This is a genomic window from Polaribacter vadi (assembly GCF_001761365.1).
Lineage (GTDB): Bacteria > Bacteroidota > Bacteroidia > Flavobacteriales > Flavobacteriaceae > Polaribacter > Polaribacter vadi.
On sequence record NZ_CP017477.1, the window covers coordinates 1,146,023 to 1,158,648 of the forward strand.

The following is a 12,626-nucleotide window of genomic DNA, read 5'->3' on the forward strand; positions in this document are numbered from 1 at the left end:
AATTTAGTTTAATTTAATTGATTTAATTTTTGCATTCTGAATGCTAGATATACTAGAGTGATTAATTTTAAAATTAGTAAAATCTTTTGTTGGAAATATTTGAGTTGTCATGACATATTCTCCTTGGTTTATAAAAATCTCTATTGAGGATGCGTCTAACACTATATCTAGAGATAATTTATCAACATTACCAATCGTCATTTCTTGAATAGCAGCATTTTTATAATTTTTATTAAAATCTACTTTACCAGATTTCGATCTATCAATAGCAAATACCCCTGTTACCTTATTATAAGAAATTATATACTTCTCTTTTTTTGTATTTGATAAAACAATTTCTAGTTTATTTTCAACTATTGCATCAAAGGATATTTTACTTTGCTGTAGATTTTGATATTGAAAGTTATAAGGAAAATCGCCTAATACTTCCTCTTTTAGAACCTCAGTAGAAAGAGTCTGGAAATTTTCAATAATTTCACTTTTAACAAGGAAGTTCTCATTCTTTTTAATTAATTTTAATTCTCTTGGAATTGTCATTGCACTTCTCCATTTTTTTGTTGGAGTTTCATTTGCATAATTCCAATTACTCATCCAACCAATAAAGATTCTTTTATTACCTGGTATATTATTATATGTTACACCAGCATAATTATCAGTTCCATAATCTATCCATTGACTTTCTTTTTGATCTGTAGTAAATGTTGTTCCATCATAATCCCCTACAAAGTACCTTGTTCCTGAACCACCATTTGGTGCACTTTCACCTCCGTGACTAATTATAAGTACCCATTTTTCTTTATTCGTTCCATTTACTTTTAGTTTGAATAAATCCGGACATTCCCACACACCTAATGCAGGTTTATCTTGGAATCTGAATTCACTTATTTTTGTCCATTGTTTAAGGTTTTTAGAATCATAAATTTGGACATGATCCTTAGCAACTAATACTAATTGCCATACTAATTTATCTTCGTTCCAAAATACTTTTGGATCTCTAAAATCTCTTATCCCTGGATTATTTATTACTGGGTTTTGATCATATTTTTTCCATGTTAGTCCATCATCTAAACTAAAAGCAATTCCTTGAGTTTGATAATCTATCCTACCTTCTTTTTCCTTTACAGGATCATGATAAGTAAAAATTGCTATCATTGCATCTTTACCAAAACCAGCAGAATTATTTTTATCAATCACCGCACTACCAGAAAAAATATAACCTAATTTGTCTGGATACAGTGCTATAGGCATATGTTCCCAATTTAATAAGTTTTTACTTTTTGCATGTCCCCAGTGCATAGGCCCCCAAACTATCCCATCTGGATAATATTGATAAAATAAATGATAAAAACCTTTCGAATAAACCAATCCATTGGGGTCATTCATCCAATTTTCTTCTGGAGTAAAATGGAATTTAGGACGATATTTTTCGACCACTTCCACACCTTCTTTGATATTTAATGATTGAAAATACTTGTTAGTTTTAGTTGCATTTTTACAACCAACACCCAACAAGACCATAATCAATAATAATTCAATTTTTTTCATAATTATTTTTCTTATTTTTTTAATATTTTTTTGCTTAATTCCTCTAAAGAAAGACCTTTGGTTTCAGGCATCATAAAAGCTACAAAAAGCAACTGAAACACCATCATAACAGCGAAAAACAAGAATACCACGCCCGCCCCAATTGTAGAAAATAAAGTTGGTATTAATGCTGGTATTAATGCTGCTAAAAACCAATGTGTTGTACTCCCAAAAGATTGACCTGAAGCTCTTAAATGATTTGGAAATATTTCTGAAATGAATACCCAAATTACTGCTCCTTGACCAATTGCATGTGATGCTATAAATAAGAATAGGAATATTGGGACAGCCATACCTGTCCATCCAAAAAAGAATGCACATGCTACTAAACTTAAAGAAATAATATATCCTATTGATCCCAAATACATGAGTGTTTTTCGTCCTAATTTATCTATAAGAAAAACACCTAATAATGTAAAAATTAAATTGGTTATCCCTATCCCTATACTACTTAATAATGCTGTACTTTCTCCTAAACCAGCTTCCTCAAAAATTCTTGGCGCGTAATATAAAAAGGCATTAATACCTGATAATTGATTAAACATTGCTATCAAAAAAGCTAAAGCTAAAGGGAACCTGTATTTCTTTAAAAAAATTGTTTCTTTTAAATCTTCTTTTTTATTATCAGAATTCATTTCTAATAATAATATTTCTGGATCTACATCAGGATTAATTATAGACAAGACCTCTTTAGCTTCATCACTCCTAAACTTAGATAATAGCCATCTAGGGCTCTTAGGCACAGTTAGTACAAAAAGTGAATATATAAGTGCAGGAATTGCCTCTACACCTACCATCCATCTCCATGCATTTTCACCAATATCATTTAATAAGTAATTAGATAAGAATGCTATTAAAATTCCTAAAACAATATTAAATTGATATAAGGCAACTAAACGCCCTCTATATTTAGCGGGTGCGATTTCAGAAATATAAGCTGGTGCTGCAATTGTAGATGCACCAACTCCTAAACCACCTAAAAACCTAAAAAAAGCAAATGTATATGGGTCATTTGCTAAGCCAGAACCTATAGCTGATACGGTATAAAGTATTCCTATTATTAATAATGTTTTCTTTCTTCCTAATTTATTAGTTGGAATGCCTCCAAAAATAGCCCCAATAACTGTACCCCAAAGAGCCATTGCCATCACAACACTACCATGAAATACATCTGAAGAATTCCATAATAATTGTAGCTTTTTATCTGCACCTGAAATAACTACTGTATCAAAACCAAATAAGAAACCTGCTAAAGCTGCTGTAATTGACCAAACTAATATTTTATTATTCATTATAATTATTGGTATTAAAGTTTCTATAAAACTATAAAACCAACCTCTTCTAGATTATAAGGATTGTTACATTCAATAAAAAAACAAACAAAAGAATCTAAATAACTAAAAATCAAATACTTAGCATATTATTATTTACTGAAAATATAATAATTAAATAAAAAATATGTTAATTTAGATACATTTATAGTTAATATAGTTGCGTAAAAAAGAGCAATAACACATTTTATAAACTAAAAATTATTAATTTTTCCTATATAATTTTGGAGTTTTACCAAACTTATTTTTAAAAGATGAAGAAAAATAACTAGGTGAAGAAAAACCAACAGAATATGCAACTTCTGAAATCGAAAGTTTAGAATCTTGAAGCAATGTTTTTGCTTTTTCCAATCTAATATTTAAAATATAATCACTTATACTAATATTTAATATTGATTTGATTTTCCTATATAATTGTACTCTAGATATACTTAATTTAGTAGCTAATTGCTCTACAGAAAAACTTGAATCATCTATATTTTCATATATATGTTTGTTCATTATTTCTATAAAATCTTGTTCAAATAAACCATTTTTTTTAATTGGTTCAGACTTATATATATTTTTAATATAATGTTTACGAAGTTTCTCACGATTATATAAAAGGTTTTTAATTGACCTATATAGGATCGCAAAACTAAACGGTTTCGTTAAGAATAAATCTGCTCCAGATTCTAAACCCTGAATATAAGATTCTTTATTATCATAAGCTGTTAAAATAATAAATGGAATATGCGATGTTCTTATATCTTTTTTTAATATATCACAAATTTCAAATCCATTTTTCTCTGGTAAATTAACATCGCAAATTATAATATCTGGCATTACTTCAAATGCTTTTTCTAAAACACTATTACCATTATTTATACTTACATTGTATTCTAATTTTAACTTACTACTTAAGTATTTAACCAAATCTTCATTATCATCAATAATTAATATTGAATCTCTATTTTCTTCAATTAAATCATTTTGTACTGTAAAAGCATCATCTTCATAATCTAAATTAAAGTTTAGCAATGGATTATCTATAATAGCTGGTTCAAAAACAATTTCATCTGAACTCAAATGCACATTATCTTTATATAAAGTAATCATAAATTCAGTTCCATTATTTGAACTTACTTCAATTTCTCCTTTATGCAATTCTATAAACTCTTTTGATAAATGCAAACCAATACCTGAACTCGATTTATTATTATTAGATCCTTGATAAAAAGCTTTAAAGACTTTATCTATTTCATTTTCAGGAATTCCTATACCTGAATCTTTAAAATATATTTTAACAAAATTACTTTCTTTTATGTCTTCAATTTCAATTTTAATTGTACCGTTGTTTGGAGTAAACTTAAAAGAATTTGAAAGTAAATTGAAATAAACCTTATCCATTAAGTTTCTATCTAAATAGATATCTAAATATTCATTATTTGTATTTAGTAAAAACTTAATATTTCTTTTTTGAGCTTCTCTCTCAAAATCTTTAAAAATTGTATTTGAAAATTGGTATAAATTTGTTTTTGATGCTCTTAAAATAAATTTTTTATCTTCACCTTTTCTAAAATCTATTAATTGATTAATTAAACGTAATAATCGTTTTGAATTATTAAAAATTAAACCAACTTCTTTTAAAAGTTTATTGTCTCTAATATTTTTGTTTTCAGAAAGAGAATCTATAGAGGACAGAATGAGAGTTATTGGCGTTTTAAACTCATGGGAAAGGCTCGTAAAAAAATTGGTCTTCGCTTCGTTAATTTTTTTAATTTGATTACGTTGATTTGTAATTTTATTGTTCTGAATTTCTAATTCTCTTTTCTTTTTCTTTAAATTAAAACTAGAATAAATACTGAAAGCTGCCAATAAAATAATAAGTATTAATAGGACTAAAAGTAATTTTAGGGTATTACTTTGAGTGGTATATGTTTCTTCTTGTTGTTTTATCTTTAATTGTTGATTTTCTATATCATTTTGATGCTGACTAATTTTATCAAACTGATTTTTCATTATATCGGCATTCCTGTAATCTATTACCGTAGTATTAAGAATATTATTTTTTAAAACATTTTCTTTTCTTAAAATTTTTCTAACAATCTTAATTGCTTCATCACCACCTGTAGGATATAAAATAGTAGCCGCTAATACTCTTCTCCTTACTAATTGAATTCCATTATTTTCTCCGTTTAATCCATCAACTCCTATAAACTTAATTTTCTTTTCTAGTCCTTTAGATTTTGCAATTTTCCAAGCATCGTAAGCTAGATCATCATTAAATGCATATACATAATCTATAGGAATCAAATTTATAGAATCGAATACATTAGCAGTTTTACCTACTTCATCTACATCATAACTATATTGTACTTTAATATTTGGCTCATTATTAATTATTTCGTGAAATCCTAAGTTTCTCTCTATCTTTGGGTATGAATTTCCACTTCCTTTTATTTCTAAAACATTAACAACTCCATCATTAGTAGAAGAAATATAATTAGCAGCATTTCTACCAACTTCTAAATTATCTGCACCAATGAAAGCTGTAAATTTTTCTGAATTTATTTTCCGATCAATAATGATAATAGGAATACCTTTCTCAAAAGCTTTTTCAACAGTATTTACAAGAGGTTCTGGTTCTATTGGAGAAATAATAATGACATCGAAATTATTTTTTATCATTGATTCTATCTGCAGCTTTTGAGTTTCCACATCTCCATCTGCTTGAAAAATTTTTAAATCGATTTCGGAATATAATGAAGCTTCTACAGTCATCTCATAATCCATATATTTTCGCCAGTCATCTGTACTAATACATTGAGAAAAACCAATTTTGTATTTTGTTTCCTCATTTTCCATAGAACAAGAAATAAATAAAAGTAGACTTAAAAAGGTTACAATTTTAATTTTTATATTTTGATGTGAATTCAATATATTTGGTTTTATGATAATTTTCAAAGGAAAAAAATAATATTTAAAATAACACACAGTATTAGTGAATAATTTATTTAAGAGTTAGCAATTTTTAATTTCTGTTTAAGTTCTTGCATATCTTCACTTACCTTTCTATCTAAAATCTTCGCATAGTGTTGGGTCGTTTTTAATGATTTATGCCCTAACATTTTACTAACTGATTCTATAGGAACACCATTTGTAAGAGTCACAGTTGTAGCAAAAGTATGACGCGCTAAATGAAAGGTTAGGTTTTTATTAATTTCGCAAACATCTGCGATCTCTTTTAAATAGGCATTCATTTTTTGATTACTTAAAACCGGTAATAAGAATTCACTTTGCTCAACACCTGAGTGTTCACTATATTTATCTAAAATAGCTTCTGCAGTAGTTAGTAATGGAATATTACTTCTAGTATTGGTTTTTGTTCTTTTGGTTTTTATCCATATATCACCATCAATTCCAATTACAAGGTCATTCTTAGACAATTTCTTGACATCTGAATATGCTAGACCAGTAAAACAACTAAACAAAAATATGTCTTTAACTTGTTCTAAACGTTTAATCGAAAAAGATTTTTCTACTAATTTTTGAATTTCTTCTTTAGATAAGAATTCTCTATCAACAGTTTTAAGCCTTGCTTTCCAATTATAGAAAGGATCTTTACTTATCCAATCATTAGCATAAGCGATTCTTATTATCTTCTTAAAATTAGTTATATACTTAATAGCCGTATTATGGCTGCAGTTTCTTTCTGTCTTTAAATAATATTCAAAACCACGAATAAATTTATGATTCACATCTTTTATATTGATATCCTCTAACTTGTATTCTAATTTGATAAAAGCTTCTAAATGTTTTTTTGCTGTCTTATACCTTTCAAGTGTTCCTGGAGCAAAATCTTTTCCAACTAATCTTTCTACTTGATTATTATGGTCCTGGAATATTACAAGAAGCATTTTTTGATTTTCATCTTTACCACAAAATATTTCTCTTATTTTAAGAGCAGTAATTTTTTTATTCTCTTCCACCAACTTCTGATGTATTTTATGAATCTTATTCGAAATGTCATCTATATATCTATTTAGTTGTTGAGCTTCTGCTGAACCACCTCTTAGTTTACCTGCTGTTGCTACCCATTTATTTACATCTACTTTTTTTGAAATACTAAGCTCCGAACGTTTACCATTCACTGTTATACGCAAGTATACATTCGCTTTTCCGTTCTTATCTGCCTTACTACGCTTGATATAAAAGATGAAAGAAAATAAATTATTCATAGGTGTCAGTTATTAATTCGTAATAAATATACAAAAAACTAATTACAAATACAACTATAACTAACTAATTGACAGTAAATTAAATCAAATTAGGGGTCACTTAAAAAAACACAAAAGTGACCCCTAATTGGTCACCAAACCATTGTATTTCGTTGCTTTTATATGATATTAGTGGAAAGTTAAAAAGCCCATAAACATAATGTTTATGGGCTTTTATTGAGAATTGTGATTCTCAAAGCGGAGAAAGAGGGATTCGAACCCCCGGACCTGTTACAGTCAACAGTTTTCAAGACTGCCGCATTCGACCGCTCTGCCATTTCTCCAGCGCATCTCATTAGGTATTCCTAATTGCGAGTGCAAATATAGAAACCTTTTTTTAATTTCTGAAACAAAAAAATCAAAAATTTTTATTTTTTTTGAATATCCTTATTTTTTTAAACTAATCTTCTAAATATCAATCCTTAAAATATTTTGTTTAATTTTAGAAATCGGTATTTATACTATTTAAAGTTATATTTTTTATGTTCTTTGTTATATTTGTACATTAATTATAATATTTAATTATGTCATTTAATTCTTTTGGAAATTTATTAAAAGTTACAACGTATGGAGAATCTCATGGAACTGCTATTGGCGGAATCATAGATGGATTTCCTGCAGGATTACAAGTCGATTTTGACGCAATTCAAAATGAATTAAACAGACGTAAACCTGGACAGTCTAAAATTGTTACACAACGTAAAGAGCCAGATACTGTAGAGTTTTTGTCTGGAATTTTTGAAGGTAAAACTACAGGAACTTCAATCGGTTTTATCATTAGAAACACAAATCAGAAAAGTAACGATTATAACCATAATACTAACGTTTACAGACCTTCGCACGCAGATTACACCTATGACCAAAAATACGGAATTAGAGATTATAGAGGTGGTGGAAGAAGTTCTGCTCGTGAAACTGCGAATTGGGTTGTAGCTGGAGCCTTGGCAAAACAATTAGTTGCAAGCATAAAAATTAACGCGTTTACTTCGTCAGTTGGAGATATTTTTATTGATAAACCTTATCAAGAATTAGATTTTTCTAAAACCGAAGATAATATTGTTCGTTGTCCTGATGCAAAATCAGCAGAAAAAATGATTTCTAAAATTAAGGAAATTAGAAAAGCTGGAGATACAATTGGTGGTACAATTACCTGTGTTGCGCAAAACATGCCTGTTGGTTTAGGTGAACCTATTTTTAATAAATTGCATGCAGAATTAGGCAAAGCAATGCTTTCTATAAATGCTGTAAAAGGTTTTGAATTTGGTAGTGGGTTTTGTGGTGCAAAAATGAAAGGATCTGAACACAATGATATTTTTAATGCAGATGGCTCCACACAATCTAATTTATCTGGAGGAATTCAGGGTGGAATTAGTAATGGAATGGACATTTATTTTAGAGTTGCTTTTAAACCTGTAGCAACAATTATGAGTAGCCAACAGACTATAAATTCTGAAAATGAAATAACAGAAATTACTGGAAAAGGAAGACATGATCCTTGTGTAGTGCCTAGAGCTGTGCCAATAATTGAAGCAATGACTGCTTTAGTTTTAGCTGATTTTTGGTTAATCAATAAAATTAGAAAGATTTGATTTTAATTTTATAAATTTATTAATATTTTTTTAATTATTTCTAGCAAAATTTTATCTTACGTCTTAAAAATATTTTGGTGATTAATAAAATAAATATTGATGTTTTTATTTTACTATTCATTTATTAATATCAATTAAATTAAGTTAAATTTTTTATATTTTTTTGATATTAGCTTATGATTTATAAATTCAAATTTGAAAACTATATTTATTTCTTAGCTATAATAATATATTTTTTAACCGCATTTTTTAGTATTGGATATTTTAACGCAGATGAACATTATCAAATTATTGAATTTGCGGGTTTATTAGATGGTACAACTACTCCAACAGATCTTCCTTGGGAATATGAAAGAAAAATTAGACCTGCAATTCAACCTATACTAACATACATCATTTTTGAAGTTTTATCATTTTTCTCTCTAACAGATCCCTATATAAAAACATTTATTTTAAGGTTGATTACTGCATTAGTATCAATTATAATTATTATTTTTTTTACAAAAAGTTGTCAAAAGTTTTTATCTCCAAAAAACTGGAAACTATTTTTGCTGCTAAGTTTTTTTTTATGGTTTTTACCATTTATTAACATTCGCTTTTCATCAGAAACTTGGTCTGGATTATTGTTTTTATTATCAATAGCAATCATTTTAAATGATAAAAATAATCATTATAAATTTGCTTTAATAGGCTTAATTATAGGTTTTAGTTTTCTTTTTAGATACCAAATTGCTTTTGCTGTGTTTGGAATATTCCTTTGGTTAATTTTTATAAAAAGAGAACAAATATCGAAAATTGTTGTTTTTTCAATTGGGTTTTTATGCATATTGTTTTTAGGTTTTTTAATAGATTCTTGGTTTTACAACGAATGGACTTTTACAACTTACAATTATTTTAATGTAAATATTATTGAGGATAAAGCTTCTGAGTTTGGAGTTTCTCCTTGGTATAACTATATTTTACTTGTTCTAATTTTTTCGTTTGCTCCTTTTGGGATAATTATACTGGCTACAATTACATTGTTTGTAAATAAAAACCACAAAAGCCTAATTACTTGGGCAATAGTGCCATTTTTTATTATACACTCTATGGTGGCTCACAAAGAAATACGTTTTCTTTTTCCTATTATTAATTTTGTTCCGTTTATAATTGTTAAAGCTTTTGAAGATTCTATTTTTAAAATGAATTGGTACAAAAAAAATAAAAAAATCATTTATAAAATCTTTATATTTTTATTTGTAATAAATATTTTTTGTTTAGGATTTGCTAGTTTTAGACCAGTAGGAAAAGGTAGAGCAGGAATTGTAGAGAAAATACATTACTTAAATAATAAACCAAATTTAAATATTTTTATAACTAAAGATTACAACCCTAAATATCGTTGGCTGTTAAATTCAAATTTCTACAAAGAAGAAAATGCTAATTTTATTAATATAGACACTTTATCTTTAAGTAAAATTTCTTTTGAAAAGAATGAAACCAGAAATGTTTTAATAACTTCAATAAATGACATTGAAGAAGATCAAATAAAAAAAATTATTAAACAAATGAAAATGAAAGAAATTACTAAAACATTTCCGAGCTTTTCTTTTCATCTTTTTAAAAAAATAAATATGGGAGATAAAGTTTTTTTACTTTATAGTGATTGATGTTTTATATTGATAAAAATTACTTATTTGTATAAAATAAAAAAATCCATTTACTTTATTTTAATTGAATGTACTAGTCTCTAAATATATAGTTACATTTAACGCATAAATTTTAAATATTGGAATCTAAAAGATTATATTTTATAGATATTATACGTGCTTTTGCAATAATCATGATGTTGCAAGGGCATTTTATTGATACACTTTTAGCTATTGAATATAGAGACTTAAATACTATTCCCTTTGCAATCTGGTATTATTTTAGAGGGATAACTGCACCTACTTTCTTTACAATTTCTGGATTAATTTTCACCTATTTACTTTTAAGAGCTAAAGAAAAAGGAGATGAAAAAAAACGAATGCGAAAAGGAATTATTAGAGGTTTTTTTTTAATTTTTGTTGGCTATTTAATAAGATCTCCAATCTTACAATGGCTTTCTGGAAGTTTTAACAACTATTTTTTAGTGATAGATGTTTTACAATGTATTGGATTAAGTTTAATTTTAATAATTATTTTATATTTTTTATCAGCAAAAAAAACAACTTTATTTTCAATACTATCAGTATCAATAGGTATTTTAATTTTCTTAACAGAACCTTTATATCGTGGATTATCTTTTGAAAATTTACCCATATTTATCAGTAACTATATTTCAAAAAATAATGGATCTATTTTTACTATAATTCCTTGGTTTGGTTATATTGCTTTTGGGGCTTTTTTGGCTACACTTTTTCACAAAAATTTATATAAAAAAAGGTTTAAACTTAAAGCTATTATATCCTTTTTTATAACTGGTATTCTACTAATTTTTTATTCTTCATACATTTTATCTGAAATTTCTAAAGTAACGAACATCAAACTGTTTTTAGATTCTGCGAGTTATAATTATCTTTTTACAAGGTTAGGGAATGTTTTTATTTATTTTGCTTTCTTTTATTCCCTAGAAAGATTCTTAAAATTTCCGTTAATTCTTAAAATTGGACAAAAAACTTTATCTATTTATGTAATACATTTTATTATAATTTATGGTAGTTTTACAGGGGTTGGTTTAAAATTAATTGGCAAAACACTAACTCCTTGGCAAGCTGTTTTTGGAGCATTAACTTTTATTACTTGTGTTTGTTTTATCTCTTTTTATTATGTGAAAACAAATGCATTTTTATATAAATATTTCAGAAATATTTTTAATAACTTGAAAGGAAAGTAACCTTAATAACGACTTATAATTTATGAAGATATTTTTCACTTTTTTATGCTGCCTTGTTCTACATAAAAGTTTTTCTCAAACCCTATTTTTAGATGAAGTTACCAAAGTTTCGAAAAAAACACGTACTTATAAAAAATTGGATAGTATTAAATTAAAATTAGATTTTTACAAACCAAGAAAAATGGATTCTAAAACCCCTTTAATTTTATATGCTCATGGAGGTGGTTTTTCTGGAGGAAAAAGAGATGATGAATACATAGAATCGTTCGCTAATAATATGGCTGAACGTGGTTATGCTGTTGCTTCAATCTCTTATCAATTAACCAGGCAAAACCTTGGTTTTGATTGCAACACAAATTCAACAGATAAGATAAATACATTTAATTCTGTATCTAATGATATTAGTTATGCTATTAATTATTTAATAAAATATAAAGAGAAATTTAATATTAATCCTGAACAAATCATCTTAATGGGCACAAGTGCTGGAGCAGAAGCTGTTTTGAATTTAGCCTATGTGCACGATAATAAAATATTATCAAAAGATTTTAAATTTGCGGGTGTTATTAGTATGGCTGGTGCTATAATTACTTTGGATAAAATAAACAGTAAAACAGCAATTCCTACCCAATTATTTCATGGAACTGATGATAAGTTAGTGCCTTATAATATTGCTCCTCATCATTATTGTGATAAAAATAGTGTAGGATATTTAAAATTATATGGCTCAAAAGCTATAGCCAATAAACTTAAAGAAATTGATAAACCTTTTTATTTATTCACTATTAAAAAAGGAAATCATAGTTGGTCTGGAAGACCTATGAACCAATGCAGAAAAGAAATTGTTGATTTTTTATATTATGATGTTTTAAAAAATAATAATAGACAAACTGAAATTGCAATATAAAAACACTTGAAATTTTTATTGAATTTTATTTATCTAATGTTTAAAAAAAATGAAACGCTGCTCTTTATTTTAAGCTTGATAATTTAATTCTAAAATAAA

The 12,626-nt window shown here is 26.8% G+C and carries 8 protein-coding genes and 1 tRNA gene; 4 read left to right on the forward strand and 5 right to left on the reverse strand.

Features of this window, described 5'->3' with window-relative positions; genetic code table 11:
• Nucleotides 1-3 precede the first annotated feature (3 nt).
• From LPB03_RS05080 to LPB03_RS05100, 5 genes are all read right to left on the reverse strand, one after another.
• Entirely contained in the window at nt 4-1,545 is a 1,542-nt protein-coding gene (locus tag LPB03_RS05080; protein ID WP_065318962.1) for a glycoside hydrolase family 32 protein, read from the reverse strand.
• 11 nt (nt 1,546-1,556) lie between these two features.
• Nucleotides 1,557-2,876: a sugar porter family MFS transporter gene (locus tag LPB03_RS05085; RefSeq protein WP_065318961.1), complete on the reverse strand. Its 1,320-nt coding sequence runs from the start codon at nt 2,874-2,876 to the stop codon at nt 1,557-1,559.
• Between the two features lie 243 nt (nt 2,877-3,119).
• Nucleotides 3,120-5,834, reverse strand: a complete 2,715-nt coding sequence (locus LPB03_RS05090; protein WP_231953138.1) for a hybrid sensor histidine kinase/response regulator transcription factor — start codon at nt 5,832-5,834, stop codon at nt 3,120-3,122.
• A gap of 77 nt (nt 5,835-5,911) precedes the next feature.
• Nucleotides 5,912-7,135: a site-specific integrase gene (locus LPB03_RS05095; RefSeq protein WP_065318959.1), complete on the reverse strand. Its 1,224-nt coding sequence runs from the start codon at nt 7,133-7,135 to the stop codon at nt 5,912-5,914.
• A gap of 238 nt (nt 7,136-7,373) precedes the next feature.
• Nucleotides 7,374-7,458: transfer RNA gene (locus LPB03_RS05100), tRNA-Ser, on the reverse strand.
• A gap of 240 nt (nt 7,459-7,698) precedes the next feature.
• Between LPB03_RS05100 and aroC the strand changes: the two genes are divergently transcribed.
• From aroC to LPB03_RS05120, 4 genes are all read left to right on the forward strand, one after another.
• Nucleotides 7,699-8,763 (forward strand): chorismate synthase, encoded by a 1,065-nt coding sequence (gene aroC / locus LPB03_RS05105; protein WP_065318958.1) that lies wholly within the window; start codon nt 7,699-7,701, stop codon nt 8,761-8,763.
• 176 nt (nt 8,764-8,939) lie between these two features.
• Entirely contained in the window at nt 8,940-10,412 is a 1,473-nt protein-coding gene (locus LPB03_RS05110; RefSeq protein WP_065318957.1) for a glycosyltransferase family protein, read from the forward strand.
• A gap of 119 nt (nt 10,413-10,531) precedes the next feature.
• Complete coding sequence (locus LPB03_RS05115; RefSeq protein ID WP_083187096.1) at nt 10,532-11,620, forward strand: heparan-alpha-glucosaminide N-acetyltransferase domain-containing protein; 1,089 nt, start codon at nt 10,532-10,534, stop codon at nt 11,618-11,620.
• Between the two features lie 136 nt (nt 11,621-11,756).
• On the forward strand, nt 11,757-12,527 hold the full coding sequence (locus LPB03_RS05120) for a carboxylesterase family protein (RefSeq protein WP_170324202.1): 771 nt from the start codon (nt 11,757-11,759) through the stop codon (nt 12,525-12,527).
• Nucleotides 12,528-12,626 lie beyond the last annotated feature (99 nt).

Excerpts from the sequence above, each read along its gene's own strand:
- LPB03_RS05080 (WP_065318962.1), bottom strand. The coding sequence starts at position 1,545 with ATGAAAAAAATTGAATTATTATTGATTATGGTCTTGTTGGGTGTTGGT.
- LPB03_RS05085 (WP_065318961.1), bottom strand. The coding sequence starts at position 2,876 with ATGAATAATAAAATATTAGTTTGGTCAATTACAGCAGCTTTAGCAGGT.
- LPB03_RS05095 (WP_065318959.1), bottom strand. The coding sequence starts at position 7,135 with ATGAATAATTTATTTTCTTTCATCTTTTATATCAAGCGTAGTAAGGCA.
- aroC (WP_065318958.1), top strand. The coding sequence starts at position 7,699 with ATGTCATTTAATTCTTTTGGAAATTTATTAAAAGTTACAACGTATGGA.
- LPB03_RS05110 (WP_065318957.1), top strand. The coding sequence starts at position 8,940 with ATGATTTATAAATTCAAATTTGAAAACTATATTTATTTCTTAGCTATA.